Raw genomic sequence first — 18,499 nt, 5'->3', positions numbered from 1 at the left:
ATCGATAACCGTGTCTATTTAGAGGGACTATTTCAATGTCTAAAGAAAAATTTGAACGTACAAAACCGCACGTAAACGTGGGTACAATCGGCCACGTTGACCACGGTAAAACAACTTTAACAGCAGCAATCACAACCGTATTAGCAAAACATTACGGTGGTGCAGCGCGTGCATTTGACCAAATCGATAACGCGCCAGAAGAAAAAGCGCGTGGTATTACCATCAACACTTCACATGTTGAATACGATACACCAACTCGCCACTATGCACACGTAGACTGTCCAGGACACGCCGACTATGTTAAAAACATGATTACCGGTGCGGCGCAAATGGATGGTGCTATTTTAGTAGTAGCAGCAACAGATGGTCCTATGCCGCAAACTCGTGAACACATCTTATTAGGTCGCCAAGTAGGTGTACCATATATCATCGTATTCTTAAACAAATGCGATATGGTAGATGACGAAGAGTTATTAGAATTAGTAGAAATGGAAGTACGTGAACTTCTTTCTCAATATGACTTCCCAGGTGACGACACGCCAATCGTACGTGGTTCAGCATTACAAGCATTAAACGGCGTAGCAGAATGGGAAGAAAAAATCCTTGAGTTAGCAAACCACTTAGATACTTACATCCCAGAGCCAGAGCGTGCGATTGACCAACCGTTCCTTCTTCCAATCGAAGATGTGTTCTCAATCTCAGGTCGTGGTACAGTAGTAACTGGTCGTGTAGAACGTGGTATCATCCGTACAGGCGATGAAGTAGAAATCGTCGGTATCAAAGATACAGCGAAAACTACTGTAACAGGTGTTGAAATGTTCCGTAAATTACTTGACGAAGGTCGTGCAGGTGAAAATATCGGTGCATTATTACGTGGTACCAAACGTGAAGAAATCGAACGTGGTCAAGTATTAGCGAAACCAGGTTCAATCACACCACACACTGATTTTGAATCAGAAGTATACGTATTATCAAAAGATGAAGGTGGTCGTCATACTCCATTCTTCAAAGGTTACCGTCCACAATTCTATTTCCGTACAACAGACGTAACTGGTACTATTGAATTACCAGAAGGCGTGGAAATGGTAATGCCAGGCGATAACATCAAGATGACAGTAAGCTTAATCCACCCAATTGCGATGGACCAAGGTTTACGTTTCGCAATCCGTGAAGGTGGCCGTACAGTAGGTGCGGGCGTTGTTGCGAAAATCATCAAATAATTGATGGATTCCTGAATGTCTTAAAGATAAAAGACAGAAGAAACAAAAGAAAAGTGCGGAGAAAATTCTCCGCACTTTTTTATTTTATATATGTAAATATTTACTAAATTATCTGATTTTGGATTAGAACTAAATGCTCACTGGTCATCTAAATATCCTGTTGCAGTTTGGTTTATGTTACCCCTAGGAATGGTATTGCCGGTGGTATCTTTACCCCATCACTGACAACAGGCGCAGGCATTGGCACAATGCTTTGGGATCTAAGTGGTGGTATGGTTGATCAACGTTTTTTGGTGATTTTATGTATGGTGGCATTTTTAGCTGGCTGCACACAATCGCCAGTTACAGCCAGTGTTATTGTAATGGAAATGACAGGTGCACAACCCGTTCTCATTTGGCTCTTGATTTCCAGCATTATTGCATCCATAATCTCGCACCAATTTAGCCCAAAACCATTTTACCACTTTGCTGCAGGCTGTTTTCTCCAGCAAATGCAAGCTCGCCAAGCCGAAGAATTACGTAGCAAAACCGAACAAGAGAAATAAAAATGCCTCAAAATCTACCGCACTTTTACCGCGGCCGTTTTTCTGTTGCACCAATGTTAGATTGGACAACACGCCATTGTCGTTATTTTCATCGCCAATTTTCAAAGCACGCATTACTTTACACTGAAATGGTCACAGCACCAGCGATTATCCACGCAAAATATGACCACTTGGATTTTGATTTACAAGAAAATCCCGTTGCGTTACAGCTGGGAGGAAGCGATCCTGAACAACTCAAATATTGCGCAAAACTTGCTGAGGAACGAGGCTATCACGAAATTAATCTTAATGTAGGATGCCCTTCTGATCGCGTACAAAATGGAATGTTTGGTGCTTGCTTAATGGCGAAAGCAGATTTGGTGGCAGACTGTGTAGAACAAATGCAAAGTGCGGTCAAAATTCCAGTCACTGTGAAAACGCGTATTGGCATTGATGAATTAGACAGCTATGAATTTTTATGTGATTTTATTGAAAAAGTTCAAGGAAAAGGTTGCCAAGAGTTTATTATCCACGCACGAAAAGCTTGGCTTTCGGGGTTAAGTCCCAAAGAAAATCGAGAAATTCCGCCATTAGATTATACTCGGGTGTATCAACTAAAACGTGATTTTCCACATCTAACTATTGCAATTAATGGTGGTATAAAAACCATTGAAGAAATGAAGCAACATTTGCAATATGTGGACGGCGTGATGGTTGGGCGAGAGGCCTATCAAAATCCAAGTTTACTTGGGCAAATTGACCAAGCCTTATTTGATCCTAACGCACCAATTATTACCGCTCATGAAGCGGTACGGTCAATGCTTCCTTATATTGAACAACAACTTAGCCAAGGCATACACCTGAATCATATCGTCCGTCATATATTAGGCGCATTCCAAAATTGCAAAGGTGCTCGTCAATGGCGACGCTATTTAAGCGAAAATGCGTTTAAACAAGGCGCAGGAATTGAAGTGGTTGAAACAGCCTTAAGCTTTGTAGAAAGCTAATCCTAAAAACAAAATAAGCCGCAAAAGTGCGGCTTATTTTTCAGCTGTTTTTCTTACGCAATACGCATTTGAAAAATCACCAATTCAGCTTGACAACAAAAAGTGAAATTTGCCTTTAATAAATAACCATCATCCACTTTTGTAATTTCAGTTGTTATAGGGGGCATAAGCCGACCCTATAAATAATATCACTTTGGGTTTTAGAGATAACTAAAACTCAAACTGAACTGACATTCTATAGTTTCTGCCTGGAGCGTAGAAACGATTGATACCTAATCCCGTATCTTGATTAATCATATTACTTGTACCAAATGGTCTAATTGATCTCGCAGAGTCCCAAGTAATATATTTTCTATTGGTTAAATTATATACCCCTGCTCTTAAAGTAAGATTTTTAATTGGTTTGATATATCCTAACAAATCAATGGTTGTATAAGATTCACTTCTCCATTTAATTGTGCTGTCTTTTTTTCTTTCTTCTTTATAGAACATATTATAAGTATCTTCTGCATTTTTGGCAGAGACGTGAGTAAAGTACAGGTCTAAGCCAAATTTATCAGCAGGATGAGCATAACTCACGCCATAAACAGAGGTTTTTGGTTGAATAGCATTCATTGGTACATTGCCATCTATTTTACCTTTTTGATAAGTAAACTTATAACTTAGGCTCAAACCATCAAGGAATTGAGTCATCTTTCCTAAAGAGATTTGCGACGCAATTTCCAAACCAGTTACTTTAGCATTTGGTCTATTTACATTTTGATATGTGTGATATGGCGTCAGTTTTGAATGTCTCTGAACGTTATAAAGACCTTTATAGGCTAAATCAATAAAATTACGATAGCGTGTGTCAAAAACAGAAGTCGTCACGTAACCTATTTCGTTATGTAAGGTTAAAGCTAGCTCTTTTGTTTTTGCCGTTTCTGCTTGAAGATCTCTATTTGGTCGAATAGAAAAATCTGGATGCAAGAAAGTGAAGTAAATTTCATCACTTGTTGGTGCACGGAATGCTTTACCATATTTTGCTTGTAAGCGTAACCAACTTAATGGATCAAGCGTTGTCCCCACAGAGTAAGAGCTTGCAGAGAATTTTTTGGGTTGAGCAAATTCTTTAATATTTGCGGCAGCATTGGCTTCTTTTTTCTTTAATTCTTCGGGGGTTTCTTCCTCTTTAAATTCAGGCTTTTTTACATAAAGATTAGCGACTATATCATCAGGGATTTTTGGTGTTTTTCCAGGAATATATTCTGGTTCATATTTCACTCGATCATAACGATAACCTAAATTAAAAGCTACATAGTTATTCACACGGAAATCATTAATAAAATATAACGCACCTGTTTTCGTTTTCACTGGAATGAGGAAAGAGAACACATTGACATTATTACATAATGTACTCGTCCGTTCTGGATTTAACGTTGGTTTCGCATTAAGAACCGTTGTTGAAGGTGGCAAAAAGGTCTCACAACTATGTGGATATTGTGCCCACCATTTTACATTCATTGGGGAATCACCAGAAATATTGGTCATTGATTTTTCCATTTCAGACCACAAGCCACCATAAGACAAATCGTGCTGTGTTTTACCTAATTCAAGATGTTTTGTTAAGTCAAGGTTAATTTGTTTAGTTTCACTTGTTAAGTCACGTTGCGACCAAAGATTAGTCTGATAACCTTTTTTATTTGGCATAAATAGGTATGGCCCAGATAGCTGATTATTAGCTTTAACTGCTGTTTTGGCATATTTTTTGCCGTTTTTGTAAATTACCTCAAAAGGAATATCTTCAGTAGTTCCATCTTTGTTAAAGCCTTGAATTTTTCCATAGTCGCAATTTAAGCCATCACAACTAAAAAGATAATTGACGTTAGTCGGCAATCTTTGTTCATCAGAGATAACGTTTTTATGTGCTTCAGATAATAGATCGTATTTTTTGCCATTGATTTCAAAGGTGTTTTCTTTTTGACGAGTTTCTATTATATAAGTACAAGCATCGCCATTATCTTCTTCACAATATTTCTGAATGGTGGCATTTGGATGTTTGGATCTAATTTTATCCCAATCAACTCTTTTCCAAGGATATTTCCCTGTTTGGGTTAATTCCGTTGTTTTTTCTTTTGCTGTATTCTTTTGATCAATATCTTTATATTTAACAGGATTACCATCTTTCCCAATAAGTTTATTTTCATTGTTATATTTCATTCCAAGCGGATTTCCAGCCAAGGCACATTTGTCATTCCCATCACAGTAATCGTCTGTTCTTGCTCGGGTTGTAATTTTTTGTTGGGAATAGGTGATTTTCAATGTATCCCAAAGCGGTGTTGTTGTGAAGTTTTCATAAGTAAACGCAAGATTTTTACGATCCACTTTATCATTGGTATGGCGTAATTCTACCTCGTCATAGGTCATATACTCCGTGTTTGGTTTTAGAGTATAAGAAAAGTCATGACCTTTAGACGTTTGTTTATATAAATCTACCACTACAGACAAGCGGTGATTTTCAGTGGGTTGAAAAGCAAATTTTAACAGTTTACTTTCTTGCGTTCTTCGATAAGGATCGGCTTTTTCTCTTTCTCTACCTTGTATTCTATCGTTATAATTTTTATAACCATAGTTTTCTAATTCATGGCCTTTACGTGATGTAATTACTGCAATTGCATCAAAATATTTATAACGCCCAGCAAGAGAGAGTGTTTGAAGATTTTGGTTATCTGCTGTGTTATAGCCTCTTTTATAGGAAGCATAGTAATTTTTGTTAAGTAAATAATCTCTTGCATCTTTTGTATCAAAACTTACTGAACCACCTAATGCACCACTCCCTGATTTTAGCGAGTCTGCGCCTTTACGAATAGTTACTTGTTTGAGGGTTTCAATCTCTGCAGTGTTTCTCGTGTTATTGAAGTTTCCATAGCCTTCAAAAAGCTCTTTAAAACCTTGTGAGGAAATTGTTTCTGCTTGATGCAATCCATCTATTTGAACGGCTACACGATTTTCATCTACTCCTCGAACGGCAAAGCCACTATTCCCAAAACGTCCCGCCTCTACGACAGTAATCCCTGTTTCATAACGTACGAGATCTTTAACATCTTGTGCCTGTTCTTTTTCTAATTTTTTTGCTGATTTTACTGTTTCAGCAATTTTTGGTGGTGTTTTCGAATCACTATTTTCGGTAGAACCAGATACATTTATTTGTTCTAGTTGTTCAGAAAGATTACTATTTTGGTTGGTTGGTTGGTTGGTTGGTTGGTTGGTTGGTTGGTTGGTTGGTTGGTTGGTTGGTTGGTTGGTTGGTTGGTTGGTTGGTTGGTTGGTTGGTTGGTTGGTTGGTTGGTTGGTTGGTTGGTTGGTTGGGCAGCATAGGCTGTGCTTGCATTTAATGCAAATGCAATAGAGCAAGCAAGCAGGCTGAATTTAAAGTTGGTCATAGGTTTCCTTATTTTTAATGATAATAATTGTCATATATTAAATAATTCAATTTATCTAATCAATATCAAAATGAAAAAGTATAATAAGTACAAAATCCTAATTGCTTTGTATGAGCATAAAAGAAAATTATTTTGACCGCACTTTTGTTTGTAAGCCGTATTTTAAAATCATCAAAATGCAAATTTTAATCACTCTTTTATCGACTGCGTAGATTTCTTTAGTAATTGTAGGGTGGGCTTTAGCCCACCAACAAACAATCGTAAGATATTTTGGTGGGCTGAAGCCCACCCTACGTTTGGGATAGGTTCAAAATAAGCCGCAAAAGTGCGGCTTATTTTTCAGCTGTTTTTCTTACGCAATACGCATTTGAAAAATCACCAATTCAGCTTGACAACAGAAAGTGAAATCTGCCTTTAATAAATAGCCATCATCCACTTTTGTAATTTCAGATTGAATTTCACAAGGTTCACTTTCTACATCACGCGCTTTCTGGGTAAAAAATGCGAGCGCTTCTTGCGCTTGTTCTTCACCGTCATAAATATATTCAATAACCTGACTACAATCACGATTATCGAAAAGTGATTTCATATCAAATGTGTTACAACCTACACATTCAATCGGTTTTTCAGTTTGAATTGCCATAATATTATCCCTTTTATTCAGATTATTTTGCAGCAACAAAACCTACTGCTTCATACACTTTCGCCAAGGTTTCTTGGGCTTTTGCACGCGCTTTTTCCGCACCTTGTCGTAAGATATTATCTAATAAAGCTTCATCATCACGATATTGATGGAAACGTTCTTGTAAACCAGCAAGTAAAGTTGAGACTTCATCCGCTACTGCAGTTTTTAAATGTCCGTACATTTTACCTTCAAATTCTTTTTCAAGATCAGCAATTGGCTTATCCGTAACCGCAGAAAGAATATCTAAAAGATTGGATACCCCCGCTTTATTTTGCACATCATAACGAACAACTGGCGGCTCATCTGAATCTGTTACGGCACGTTTAATTTTCTTCGCCACAGATTTTGGATCTTCTAAAAGTGTCACTACATTGTTGCGGTTATCATCTGATTTTGACATTTTCTTTTCAGGATCTTGCAATGACATAATACGCGCACCTGCTTTTCCAATGAAAATTTCAGGAATGGTAAAAATATTGCCATAGAGCGCATTAAAGCGATTTGCAATATCACGCGTAATTTCTAAGTGTTGTTTTTGGTCATCGCCAACAGGCACGCTTTTTGCTTGATAAAGTAAAATATCCGCCGCCATTAACACAGGATAATCAAACAAACCCACGTTAATATTTTCTTCATAACGCGCTGATTTATCTTTGAATTGCGTCATTCGGCTCATTTCACCAAAATAAGTGTAGCAGTTTAACACCCAGTTTAATTGCGTGTGTTCTGGAACGTGAGATTGAACAAAAATAGTACTTTTATTTGGATCAATTCCGCACGCCAAATAAAGAGCAAGCACATCAAGCGTTGCTTTGCGAAGGGCAACAGGATCTTGACGCACAGTGATCGCATGTAAATCAACTACGCAGAAAATACATTCATAATCCTCTTGCATTTTCACCCAGTTGCGCAACGCGCCCAAATAATTTCCGATAGTTAATTCACCAGAAGGCTGCACGCCACTAAAAACAATTGGTTTTGCCATAATCAATCCTTAATACCTTAAAACTGTTCGCTCATCATATCAGAAACTCTAGGCTTTTTTAATGTTCGAGTTCAAAAGCTAGGTTAAAAATGCTATATTTAACGGAAACGTTTTCCTACTATTTTCTAATGAAAAACTACCACGATATTGTTCTTGCCCTTGCTGGCGTGTGCCAATCAGCAAAATTGGTTCATCAACTTGCAACAGAAAGCCGAGCAGATTCAGATACATTTTTAACCGCACTTAATAGCCTTTTCATTACCCAACCACAACAAATCGAAGATGTTTTTGGTGGGGAAGTTCGTCATTTAAAATTAGGTCTAGAAACCTTAATTCATCAGCTCAACGCGCAAGGTGATCAAAATTTAACTCGCTATTGGCTAAGCCTTTTGGCATTAGAAGGGAAATTATCGAAAAATCCCGATGCCAAACAAACATTAGGCAATCGAATTTCTCGCCTAAAAGAACAGGAAATTCATTACGCTCGCGATAGTGAAACAATGCTATCTATTATGGCAAATATTTACAGCGACGTTATTAGCCCATTGGGCAAAAAAATTCACATACTAGGCTCACCTGATTATTTGCGACAAGAACTCGTGCAAAATAAAATTCGTGCAGTGCTACTTGCAGGCATTCGCTCTGCTGTGCTATGGAAACAAATGGGCGGAACAAAATGGCAAATTTTATTTTTCCGCAGAAAATTACTTGCCACCGCAAAACAGATTTATTCTTCTATTTATTAATACAATTCTGGAGCAAACATTTATGCAACTCTCTACACTGACCGCACTTTCTCCTCTTGATGGTCGTTATCAAGATAAAGTAACGCCATTACGTGCTATTTTTAGCGAATTCGGGTTAATGAAATTCCGTGTAGCTGTGGAAGTTCGTTGGTTACAAAAATTAGCTTCAACGGCAGACATTACTGAAGTACCGACATTTTCTATGCAAGCAAATGCTTTTTTAGATGGAATTGTGGCTAATTTTAATGAAACAGATGCTGCGCATATTAAAGAAATTGAACGCACAACTAATCACGATGTAAAGGCCGTTGAATATTTTCTGAAAGAGAAAATTCAAAATGAAGTGGAACTAATGAACGTTTCCGAATTTATTCACTTCGCTTGCACCTCAGAAGATATTAACAACCTCTCTCACGCATTAATGTTAAGTACCGCTCGTGACGAAGTGATTTTACCAGAATGGAAAAAATTGATTGATGAAATCACTCGTCTTGCAGAAGAATATAAAACGATCCCATTACTTTCTCGCACACATGGTCAGCCAGCTTCACCAAGCACAGTGGGCAAAGAAATGGCGAATGTCGTTTACCGCCTAAAACGTCAATTTAAACAACTTCAGAACGCGGAAATCTTAGGTAAAATCAATGGTGCGGTAGGTAACTACAATGCACATTTATCAGCATATCCTAATATTGATTGGCATAAATTCAGCGAAGAATTTGTCACTTCATTAGGTATTCAATGGAATCCTTATACCACGCAAATTGAGCCGCACGATTACATTGCTGAATTTTTTGATGCAGTAGTACGCTTTAATACCATTATCATTGATTTTGATCGTGATTTATGGGGATACATTGCATTAAATCACTTTAAACAACGAACTATTGCAGGCGAAATTGGTTCTTCAACCATGCCACATAAAGTCAATCCAATTGATTTTGAAAACTCAGAGGGCAATCTAGGGTTAGCCAATGCAGTAATGACCCATTTAGGTCAAAAATTACCAATTTCTCGCTGGCAGCGTGACTTAACGGATTCAACCGTATTACGTAATTTAGGCGTAGGATTAGGTTATTGTTTGATTGCTTATGCTTCAACGCGCAAAGGAATTAGTAAACTTGAAGTAAATCAACCGCACTTATTAGAAGAACTCAATCAAAACTGGGAAGTTTTAGCTGAACCAATTCAAACCGTAATGCGCCGCTATGGAATAGAAAAACCTTACGAAAAATTAAAAGAATTAACGCGAGGTAAACGAGTGACAGAACAAGCTATGCGTGAATTCATTGATAAGTTGGCTATTCCACAAGAAGAAAAATTACGTTTACAAAAATTAACACCCGCTACTTATATTGGGGCTGCAGTGGAATTAGTAGAGAAGCTATCATAGGAATTTGGCTCTTTTTCCAACAATATTCTTTACAAGAACATAGCTTTTCTCTATAATCCTGTGCCTGTGTTAGTCAATCTAACAAATTTCTGGTTGGTGCTTGACCTATTCAAGCCCCATCCAAGACCGTAGGGGAGTAATCTTAATTATCCTACGTAGATGGTGAACAGAATAAGAATTTTTCTTGCTTCTGGGCGCCGAAGTCATCCTAGTCTTAGGATTAGGTAAATTAATTCCGAGTAATCGGAGTGTATTCAGGAGCTAAAAGCCAATGGCATTAAATCTTCAAGACAAACAAGCAATTGTTGCTGAAGTAAATGAAGCAGCCAAAGGTGCACTTTCAGCAGTAATCGCGGATTCTCGCGGTGTAACTGTTGAGAAAATGACTGAATTACGTAAATCAGCACGTGAAGCTGGCGTTACAATGCGTGTAGTTCGTAATACTTTATTACGTCGCGCAGTTGAAGGCACAGATTACGAATGCTTAAAAGATACGTTTGTAGGTCCAACACTTATCGCGTTCTCTAACGAACACCCGGGCGCAGCTGCTCGTTTGTTCAAAGAGTTTGCTAAAGCAAACGATAAGTTTGAAATTAAAGGTGCAGCCTTTGAAGGTAAAATCCAAGATGTTGAATTCTTGGCAACATTACCAACTTACGAAGAAGCGATTGCACGTTTAATGGGCACAATGAAAGAAGCTGCAGCAGGCAAACTTGCTCGCACCTTCGCGGCATTACGCGACAAATTACAAGAAGCAGCTTAATCATTAAGCGTTTCTTACTTCATCTAACTTTATTTATTTTAGGAATTGATTGTTATGTCATTAACTAACGAACAAATCATTGAAGCGATTGCTTCAAAAACTGTAACTGAAATCGTTGAATTAATCGCAGCGATGGAAGAAAAATTCGGTGTTTCAGCAGCGGCAGCAGTAGCAGCAGCTCCAGCAGCAGGCGGTGCAGCGGCAGCAGAAGAAAAAACTGAATTCGACGTTGTACTTAAATCTGCAGGTGCTAACAAAGTAGCAGTAATTAAAGCAGTACGTGGTGCAACTGGTTTAGGCTTAAAAGAAGCTAAAGATTTAGTTGAATCTGCTCCAGCTAACTTAAAAGAAGGCGTTTCTAAAGAAGAAGCTGAAGCACTTAAGAAAGAATTAGAAGAAGCGGGTGCAGAAGTAGAAGTTAAATAATTTCTATTTTAACCACTTTAAAATTCAAAAAACCGATGGGAAACCGTCGGTTTTTTTCTTATCTAAAAGTCTGTTATAGCTTTTACTTAAAAACTTACCATTCGCTATCTTTCTACGATAGAATATTACCCATTATTGATGAATAAAGAGAAAATCTATGACAAAAAAAGCATTAAGTGCGGTAATTTTAGCAGCTGGAAAAGGAACTCGCATGTATTCTGATTTACCTAAAGTGCTACATACAATCGCTGGTAAACCAATGGTAAAACACGTGATTGATACCACCCATCAATTAGGCTCAGAAAATATTCATTTAATCTATGGTCACGGTGGGGACTTAATGCGTACCCATCTTGCAAATGAACAAGTAAACTGGGTATTACAAACAGAACAACTTGGCACAGCACATGCAGTTCAACAAGCGGCACCTTTCTTTAAAGATAACGAAAATATTGTTGTGCTTTACGGCGATGCACCGTTAATAACGAAAGAAACATTAGAAAAATTAATTGAAGCGAAACCAGAAAATGGCATTGCATTGCTTACCGTAAATTTAGATAACCCAACAGGCTATGGACGAATTATCCGTGAAAATGGGAATGTTGTAGCAATTGTAGAACAAAAAGATGCAAATGCAGATCAACTAAATATTAAAGAAGTAAATACTGGCGTGATGGTATCCGATGGTGCAAGTTTCAAAAAATGGCTAGCTCGTGTAGGCAATAATAATGCTCAAGGCGAATATTACTTAACGGATCTTATTGCTCTCGCAAACCAGGATAATTGCCAAGTGATTGCCGTACAAGCAACAGATGTCATGGAAGTTGAAGGTGCAAATAATCGCTTACAATTAGCCGCACTTGAACGTTATTTTCAAAATAAACAAGCCTCCAAATTATTACTTGAAGGCGTAATGATCTACGATCCCGCTCGCTTTGACCTACGTGGAACATTAGAGCATGGAAAAGATGTGGAAATCGACGTTAATGTTATTATCGAAGGTCGTGTTAAACTCGGCGATCGCATAAAAATTGGCGCAGGTTGCGTATTGAAAAATGTTGTTATTGGCAATGATGTAGAAATAAAACCCTATTCTGTGCTAGAGGATTCTGTAGTGGGAGAAAAAGCCGCAATTGGTCCATTTTCTCGTTTACGCCCAGGTGCAGAACTCGCAGCTGAAACGCATGTCGGTAACTTTGTAGAAATTAAAAAATCTACCGTTGGTAAAGGCTCTAAAGTAAATCATTTAACTTATGTTGGCGATTCAGAAATCGGTTCAAATTGTAATATTGGTGCGGGTGTTATCACCTGTAACTACGATGGTGCAAATAAATTTAAAACGATCATCGGTAATGATGTATTTGTGGGATCTGATACACAATTAGTCGCGCCAGTGAAAGTCGCAAGTGGTGCAACTATTGGTGCAGGCACAACAATTACACGTGATGTAGGCGAAAATGAATTAGTGATTACAAGAGTTGCTCAACGACATATTCAAGGTTGGCAGCGACCAATAAAGAAAAAATAAAATAAAAAATCCTACGTTTTATCGTAGGATTTTTTTATAAACCAATTTTACAAATCGTAATTAAAACCACATAAAAAATGACCGCACTTAATATTAATAATTTATTTGCTAGTTTAGGTTTATGTTGATGAATAAGGTATAGTATTCGAGCTGTAATGGCTAGAATAAAGGGATAAACCCAAAAAAGTATTGAAAATAAATTGATTTGCCAGTTTGTTAGATAAGGGTTTTTACTGAATGCCGTAGAAATTAACAGTGCCATTGGACACAATAATATAGGCGAACAAAAAGCAGCAAGCCCCCAAGCAAATGGACTAAATTTAGTTGGTAAAGATTGTTTTTTCATATTTTAAATGATTAAAAATAAATAGATGCAAGAAATAAATATAACAAATATATTGAATAGTAAAGAATATTTTAATGAAAGTAATAATGTAGAAATGGCGCACCCGAAAGGATTCGAACCTTTGACCGCTCGGTTCGTAGCCGAGTACTCTATCCAGCTGAGCTACGGGTGCGTAGATGATGCTTTAATTATTCATAACCACTTTAATAAGATAGAGCCGTTTTAAAAATGGCGCACCCGAGAGGATTCGAACCTCTGACCGCTCGGTTCGTAGCCGAGTACTCTATCCAGCTGAGCTACGGGTGCAGAATAAATAAAACAAACAATGGCGGTGAGAGAGGGATTCGAACCCTCGATGGAGCTTTTTAACCCCATACTCCCTTAGCAGGGGAGCGCCTTCAGCCTGCTCGGCCATCTCACCACAATCAGTGTGAGCGGTATAATACGTTTTTTAGAAAATATGTCAAACCATTTTTTGAAAAACACACCTGTTTGAATATTTTATCTACACATTAAATATATTATTGAATAAAAATCTACTTATCATTCAAAAATACTAAAATCTTAGACATTGTTTCCCGTCTTAATTCATCTTGCTCAAATAACACCTCATGTTTAGAATTTAGTGCTGTTAATGCTTCTTCGTTCTATTATTAAAAAAGAACCGCACTTTTTGAAGTGCGGTTATATTTTTAATAGTTTTACGCCACCTGTTTAGGTTGTTTAAATACCGTAACTTCTAGTGCTACACCTGTAAATTTCTCAATCTGAACGATACAAGTATTTGGAGAATTACCCTGTGCCAATTTAGATGTACCTTCATCTCTAGTTAAGACATTTGCACAACCATTTTTACACAATGGTTTTTCACTTTCACCTAAGTCCATTGGGTCATACCACGCGCCTTCATGGAGAGCGACAGTACCTTTGATGATGTTTTCTGTGACAACCGCACCTGCAAGCACTTGACCGCGTTTGCTATGAATGCGAACAATATCACCGTCTTTAATACCGCGAGCAGTGGCATCTTCAGGGTGAATCATCACTGGCTCACGATCATTTACCGCATATTTTTGACGTAATGAAGTATGTGCCAATTGGCTATGTAAACGATAGTAAGGATGTGGCGTCACTAAAGCTAACGGATATTCTTCTGTCACATTACCCGCAAATTCTTCTGGCTCCATCCAGCTTGGGTGACCTTTACAGTCGTTATAATGCATTTTCTCAATAACATCAGAGAAAATCTCAATTTTGCCTGATGGCGTGCCGAGCGGATTGAGCAATGGATCTTCACGGAATTCACCATAACGCACCCATTTCTTCGCGGCTTCGCCCACTTCAAAACTTAATGGTTTATTTTCTGCCCAGAATTTATCAAAACGTGGCATTGCTACACGGTTTGCACGTGCGGCAGTAAAGGCTGCATTGTAGAATTCTTCCAGCCATTCCATTTCCGTTTTACCTTCAGTGTATTGTTCTTCCACACCTGCTCGTTTTGCGAGTTCAACGAAAATATCGTAGTCATTTTTCGCTTCAAATTGTGGTGGAACTACTTGTTTCATCGGGTAAACGCTCATCATGGAGTAGTCGCCTGCCATGGTTAAGTCATTACGTTCATAACTGGTAGTTGCCGGCAATACAATATCTGCCATGCGTGCAGTTGGCGTCCAGTTCACCTCATTGACAATCACCACATCAGGTTTCTGGAAAGCTTTCACTAAGGTATTGGTATCTTGATGGTGAACGAACGGGTTACCACCTGCCCAATATACCGCTTTGATGTCAGGATAAGTAATTTCAGTACCGTTATACTGAATTTTTTTACCTGGATGGAGCAACACATCAGCAATACGAGCTAATGGGAAGGCAGATTTAGAGGTATCATCCAACCATGTTTTTGCACCCGCTTTGCCTGATGGACTTGCGGTAATGGAGCCGATAATACCCCCTGTCGCTGTTGGCACCCCACCATTTGAATAGTGATAACTTAAACCGAAACCACCACCTGGCAAGCCAATTTGTCCCAACACAGACGCTAGCGTTACTAACATCCAGTGGGTTTGTTCACCATGGCGTTGGCGTTGCATACCCCAGCCCCCCATTAACATAGTACGTTTGCTAGAGAAATCTGCTGCAAGCTGTTTAATCGTTTCTGCTGGTACACCACAAATTTTTGCCGCCCATTCTGCTGTTTTTGGTTGGCCATCGGTTTTACCTAATAAATATTCCTCGAATTTAGCATAACCCGACGTGTATTTTTTCAAGAAATCTTTATCGTGCTTACCTTGTTCAACTAAAGTATGCGCAATACCAAGCATTAATGGTACATCCGTTGCTGTATTCACCGGAATCCATTCTGCATTCAGCATTTGGCAAGTTTCGCTTTTTTGTGGGTCGATACAAATAATGCGTTTTCCACTCGCTTGGAATTTTTTGAAATATTCAATCCCTTTTTGGTCAGTAGACATCCAAGCAATACGCATGGTTGTGAGTGGATTTGCAGACCAAAGCACAATAATATCACTACTTTCTAATATGGATTCCCAGCTGGTTTGTTGTTCATAGACTTCAATAGTACCAAGCACATGCGGCATGATGACTTGTGCGGCACCCGTAGAGTAGTCCCCTTTATGACCCACAAAACCACCAGTAGCGTTCATATAGCGCTGTAATAACGTACGAGAAGCATGTAATGAACCACAACTAAACCAACCATAAGAACCGGCAAAAATACCTGTTGGTCCATGTTCGTCACGAATGCGTTTAAGCTGATTGTGTACTAAATCTAACGCTTCATCCCAAGAAACACGCACCCATTCATCACGACCACGCATTGTAGTATCGCTTTTTCCTGGGTTAGCTAAAAAGCCTTTACGCACCATTGGATATTTCACGCGGGCTTCGTTATACAATTGATCGGCAACAACTGTTTGCAATTCGTTCGGCACTGCAGGCTCAATAGCAGGACCAGATTTCACGACCTTACCATCTTGTACAACAACCCCAAGAGATCCCCAATGAGCGGCAGTCACTACCGTTTTCATTTCAGCTTCTTTTGCTACAGCACTTTTTGATACAATGCCCACCATACCACCGGAAAGGGCACTACCAGCCACGCCTAAAGATGTTTTTTTCAGAAAATCACGACGTTGTTCGTTTACGTTATTTTTTTTCATTTCAGCCTCGTTAGATACTCAGTAATTATTTTTTTGCCATATCTTTGGCATTGCGTTGCAGATAAATAGTTAATGCACGTACTTCATCTTTGTTCATTGATGTACGGTCTTTCATAGAATTCACCACACCAATCCATTGGTTAGCCGTGTAATGGTCCGCACTAATTGCTGCGTGACAACTACTACATTGAGTTTGATTTAACTGACTACCGTATTGATTAAGTGCGGCTAAATCTGATGTCATTTTTTCTTTTTTAACATTCACCGCAACATTGATTTCTTTCCAGTCAGAATCTGTTACTGCATCATGAACTGTTTTTAATACTTGAACATGATTACGTGCATCTTCATCCAGTAAAGCAAGCGTGATACGTTTGCCTAACTCTTGATAAACAAGCGCTTCAGCTCCTACTTGTTGCCAACCATGCAAGGTGCCTTGAACTTGATCGCCATTTACTTTCCATTGCATTAATTCTGCATAAGGCATTAAGCGAACCTCATTTCCTTTATCATTAGTCGCTTTCATCATTTCAGTGGCAAAAATGGCTGAACCATCAGAGAGAGTATCACCTTGTACAGCAGAGGATTTTTGCGCATTTTGATCGCCATGTGCTTCAGGAAGGAAGTGAACAATACCTTTATGGCAATCAATACAGGTTTGGCCATTTTTTTGGGCATCTGTATGAGTTTGTTTTGCTAATTTAGTTTGTTTTGAAAGCTCCATTGCATCAAAACTGTGGCAGCTGCGACAGGTTTCTGAATCGTTGGCTTTCATATCGTCCCACACTCGTTGTGCCATTTCCTCACGATGAGCTTCATATTTTTCTTTATTCTCAATCTTGCCTTGTGCTTCATACCACAAGTCTTTTAAAGCAATAAATTTCGCTTTGACATAATGCCAACCTTCTTTTGGAATATGGCAGTCTGAACATTGTGCTCGCACGCCTTTTGTATTCGCAAAGTGGCTCGAACCTTCCCATTCTGCTTTTGGATAGCTCATTGAATGACAACTTACACAAAACTCAGTTGTACTGGTTTTATGCATAACCCACTGCGTTCCCCACAATGCTACAGCACCGACACCCACCAAGCAAAGTGCGGTGACAATTTTCTTCATTTTTGACATAGACACTCCAACTATACAAACAATAAAAAGTATAACTATAAATAAGTATTATGGATTGTAGGGATATAGTGAGAAAGAAACTATGATCTTGCTCAATAAAAGCTTAAACACTCATGAGATAAAAATAAAAAAACATTACATAAATAAATATATAATGTTTTATATTTAATCTAATTAGGAAAATTTAAGAATGAAGAAATTGATTCATGCGTTCAAGCACTGCTTTTCTCACGTTATCCTTTTCAAAAAGGATTTCATGTTTTGCTTGAGATACAAGCATGGATTCTGCATGAGGAAAAAGTGCGGTTAATTTTTCAAGATTTTTGTTATCTACGATTTTTTCTTTTTCCGCTTGTAAAATTAGGATTGGAATTTCAATCTTAGGAATAACTTTCGGCAAACGTTTAATTGCATTCAAACACAAATGCACCCAACGGAATGTTGGCCCGCCAAGATTAATTGCTGGATTTTTACGATTTACACGATTCATCCATTTCATTCTGGTTTTACAGAAAGTTAATTCATTGTATTCCAAGTGGGTTTGTTGATAATCGCCTTTGCCAAAAACATAACGCTCGCCTTGTCCTAAAATATTCATTAGGGCAATAATCAGTTCATCTCTAATTGGATGTTTTAAAGGAATACCGTAAAAAGGCGAAGAAAGTACCGCTTTATTAATGCGATGATCACAATTTGCCAAATAATAGGTGGAAATCAATGCGCCCATTGAATGAGCAAGCAAATGCTGTGTTGAATAGCTGAAAAGTGCGGTTACTTTTTCGATGATTTTCGCCATATCATCGACATAGAAACGAAATTCGTCTAAATGCCCTTTTTGAGGAATAATACGCTGTGAATAGCCTTGACCACGGTGATCAAATAGCAGCACATCATAGCCTTGATGATAAAAATCATAAGCCAATTCAGTCCATTTCAGCATATTTTCTGCTCGACCATTTACTAAAATCATCAATTTTCTGACCGCACTTTCAGGTTGAATCAAATGACGATAAGCTAATTTTATATTTTGTTTACCAGAAAGATATTGCGTCGGAAATTGCTTAAAAAAAGGCAGTAATTCTTTAAGAGCAAATTGATGAAAATAAGGTTCTCTGATCATAATTTTCTAATGAAAAGGGCGTAGTAAAT

Annotated in this window: 14 protein-coding genes, 3 tRNA genes and 2 pseudogenes; 8 read left to right on the top strand and 11 right to left on the bottom strand. The window is 38.2% G+C overall.

Annotated features, from left to right (window positions below):
- The first annotated feature begins 35 nt into the window (after positions 1–35).
- From tuf to dusA, 3 genes and pseudogenes are all read left to right on the top strand, one after another.
- Positions 36–1,220 (top strand): elongation factor Tu, encoded by a 1,185-nt coding sequence (tuf, locus tag ACPT8Q_RS01765; protein WP_005667564.1) that lies wholly within the window; start codon positions 36–38, stop codon positions 1,218–1,220.
- A gap of 188 nt (positions 1,221–1,408) precedes the next feature.
- A pseudogene (locus ACPT8Q_RS01760) lies at positions 1,409–1,765 on the top strand (chloride channel protein); the annotation flags it as partial.
- Between the two features lie 2 nt (positions 1,766–1,767).
- Entirely contained in the window at positions 1,768–2,751 is a 984-nt protein-coding gene (gene dusA, locus ACPT8Q_RS01755) for a tRNA dihydrouridine(20/20a) synthase DusA (RefSeq protein WP_050949453.1), read from the top strand.
- Positions 2,752–2,804: 53 nt separating this feature from the next.
- On the opposite strand, the pseudogene ACPT8Q_RS01750 reads toward dusA, so the two are convergent.
- From ACPT8Q_RS01750 to trpS, 4 genes and pseudogenes are all read right to left on the bottom strand, one after another.
- Positions 2,805–2,909, bottom strand: a pseudogene (locus ACPT8Q_RS01750) (DUF406 family protein); the annotation flags it as partial.
- Positions 2,910–2,961: 52 nt separating this feature from the next.
- Positions 2,962–6,144: a TonB-dependent hemoglobin/transferrin/lactoferrin family receptor gene (locus ACPT8Q_RS01745; protein WP_425627538.1), complete on the bottom strand. Its 3,183-nt coding sequence runs from the start codon at positions 6,142–6,144 to the stop codon at positions 2,962–2,964.
- Positions 6,145–6,525: 381 nt separating this feature from the next.
- Positions 6,526–6,816 carry a YfcZ/YiiS family protein gene (locus ACPT8Q_RS01740; RefSeq protein WP_050949067.1) on the bottom strand — a complete coding sequence of 97 codons (291 nt, stop codon included), beginning with the start codon at positions 6,814–6,816 and terminating at the stop codon, positions 6,526–6,528.
- Positions 6,817–6,838: 22 nt separating this feature from the next.
- Positions 6,839–7,843 (bottom strand): tryptophan--tRNA ligase, encoded by a 1,005-nt coding sequence (trpS, locus tag ACPT8Q_RS01735; RefSeq protein WP_050949066.1) that lies wholly within the window; start codon positions 7,841–7,843, stop codon positions 6,839–6,841.
- Between the two features lie 128 nt (positions 7,844–7,971).
- Between trpS and hflD the strand changes: the two genes are divergently transcribed.
- From hflD to glmU, 5 genes are all read left to right on the top strand, one after another.
- Entirely contained in the window at positions 7,972–8,589 is a 618-nt protein-coding gene (gene hflD, locus ACPT8Q_RS01730) for a high frequency lysogenization protein HflD (protein WP_021034556.1), read from the top strand.
- Positions 8,590–8,611: 22 nt separating this feature from the next.
- A complete protein-coding gene (gene purB / locus ACPT8Q_RS01725) occupies positions 8,612–9,982 on the top strand; it encodes an adenylosuccinate lyase (protein ID WP_050949065.1) in 1,371 nt (456 codons plus the stop codon).
- A 271-nt stretch (positions 9,983–10,253) separates the two neighbouring features.
- Positions 10,254–10,745, top strand: a complete 492-nt coding sequence (rplJ, locus tag ACPT8Q_RS01720) for a 50S ribosomal protein L10 (protein ID WP_005626605.1) — start codon at positions 10,254–10,256, stop codon at positions 10,743–10,745.
- 54 nt (positions 10,746–10,799) lie between these two features.
- Entirely contained in the window at positions 10,800–11,171 is a 372-nt protein-coding gene (gene rplL, locus ACPT8Q_RS01715) for a 50S ribosomal protein L7/L12 (protein ID WP_005650892.1), read from the top strand.
- A gap of 157 nt (positions 11,172–11,328) precedes the next feature.
- On the top strand, positions 11,329–12,699 hold the full coding sequence (gene glmU / locus ACPT8Q_RS01710; protein ID WP_050949064.1) for a bifunctional UDP-N-acetylglucosamine diphosphorylase/glucosamine-1-phosphate N-acetyltransferase GlmU: 1,371 nt from the start codon (positions 11,329–11,331) through the stop codon (positions 12,697–12,699).
- Positions 12,700–12,733: 34 nt separating this feature from the next.
- Here the strand turns inward: glmU and ACPT8Q_RS01705 are convergent, their stop codons facing one another.
- The 7 genes from ACPT8Q_RS01705 to ACPT8Q_RS01675 form a co-directional block, all read right to left on the bottom strand.
- The gene (locus tag ACPT8Q_RS01705; protein ID WP_044345235.1) at positions 12,734–13,045 is read right to left on the bottom strand and encodes a DUF5389 family protein; all 312 of its coding nucleotides are present in this window, start codon (positions 13,043–13,045) and stop codon (positions 12,734–12,736) included.
- A 95-nt stretch (positions 13,046–13,140) separates the two neighbouring features.
- Positions 13,141–13,217 (bottom strand) — tRNA-Arg (locus ACPT8Q_RS01700).
- Positions 13,218–13,274: 57 nt separating this feature from the next.
- A tRNA-Arg gene (locus ACPT8Q_RS01695) sits at positions 13,275–13,351 on the bottom strand.
- Between the two features lie 20 nt (positions 13,352–13,371).
- A tRNA-Ser gene (locus ACPT8Q_RS01690) sits at positions 13,372–13,466 on the bottom strand.
- Between the two features lie 280 nt (positions 13,467–13,746).
- Entirely contained in the window at positions 13,747–16,224 is a 2,478-nt protein-coding gene (gene torA / locus ACPT8Q_RS01685; protein ID WP_050949063.1) for a trimethylamine-N-oxide reductase TorA, read from the bottom strand.
- Between the two features lie 25 nt (positions 16,225–16,249).
- A complete protein-coding gene (locus ACPT8Q_RS01680) occupies positions 16,250–17,350 on the bottom strand; it encodes a NapC/NirT family cytochrome c (RefSeq protein WP_050949062.1) in 1,101 nt (366 codons plus the stop codon).
- Positions 17,351–17,534: 184 nt separating this feature from the next.
- On the bottom strand, positions 17,535–18,470 hold the full coding sequence (locus ACPT8Q_RS01675; RefSeq protein ID WP_050949061.1) for an alpha/beta fold hydrolase: 936 nt from the start codon (positions 18,468–18,470) through the stop codon (positions 17,535–17,537).
- Between the last annotated feature and the right edge of the window lie 29 nt (positions 18,471–18,499).

Source organism: Haemophilus sp. HN_Hi10, assembly GCF_049821985.1.
Lineage (GTDB): Bacteria > Pseudomonadota > Gammaproteobacteria > Enterobacterales > Pasteurellaceae > Haemophilus > Haemophilus influenzae_D.
Note: the sequence above shows the minus strand (reverse complement) of the source record. Positions and strands in the feature narration are given on the sequence as shown.

Excerpts from the sequence above, each read along its gene's own strand:
- tuf (WP_005667564.1), top strand. The coding sequence starts at position 36 with ATGTCTAAAGAAAAATTTGAACGTACAAAACCGCACGTAAACGTGGGT.
- glmU (WP_050949064.1), top strand. The coding sequence starts at position 11,329 with ATGACAAAAAAAGCATTAAGTGCGGTAATTTTAGCAGCTGGAAAAGGA.
- purB (WP_050949065.1), top strand. The coding sequence starts at position 8,612 with ATGCAACTCTCTACACTGACCGCACTTTCTCCTCTTGATGGTCGTTAT.
- ACPT8Q_RS01680 (WP_050949062.1), bottom strand. The coding sequence starts at position 17,350 with ATGTCAAAAATGAAGAAAATTGTCACCGCACTTTGCTTGGTGGGTGTC.
- rplJ (WP_005626605.1), top strand. The coding sequence starts at position 10,254 with ATGGCATTAAATCTTCAAGACAAACAAGCAATTGTTGCTGAAGTAAAT.
- rplL (WP_005650892.1), top strand. The coding sequence starts at position 10,800 with ATGTCATTAACTAACGAACAAATCATTGAAGCGATTGCTTCAAAAACT.
- ACPT8Q_RS01740 (WP_050949067.1), bottom strand. The coding sequence starts at position 6,816 with ATGGCAATTCAAACTGAAAAACCGATTGAATGTGTAGGTTGTAACACA.
- ACPT8Q_RS01675 (WP_050949061.1), bottom strand. The coding sequence starts at position 18,470 with ATGATCAGAGAACCTTATTTTCATCAATTTGCTCTTAAAGAATTACTG.
- ACPT8Q_RS01705 (WP_044345235.1), bottom strand. The coding sequence starts at position 13,045 with ATGAAAAAACAATCTTTACCAACTAAATTTAGTCCATTTGCTTGGGGG.
- trpS (WP_050949066.1), bottom strand. The coding sequence starts at position 7,843 with ATGGCAAAACCAATTGTTTTTAGTGGCGTGCAGCCTTCTGGTGAATTA.
- hflD (WP_021034556.1), top strand. The coding sequence starts at position 7,972 with ATGAAAAACTACCACGATATTGTTCTTGCCCTTGCTGGCGTGTGCCAA.
- dusA (WP_050949453.1), top strand. The coding sequence starts at position 1,768 with ATGCCTCAAAATCTACCGCACTTTTACCGCGGCCGTTTTTCTGTTGCA.
- torA (WP_050949063.1), bottom strand. The coding sequence starts at position 16,224 with ATGAAAAAAAATAACGTAAACGAACAACGTCGTGATTTTCTGAAAAAA.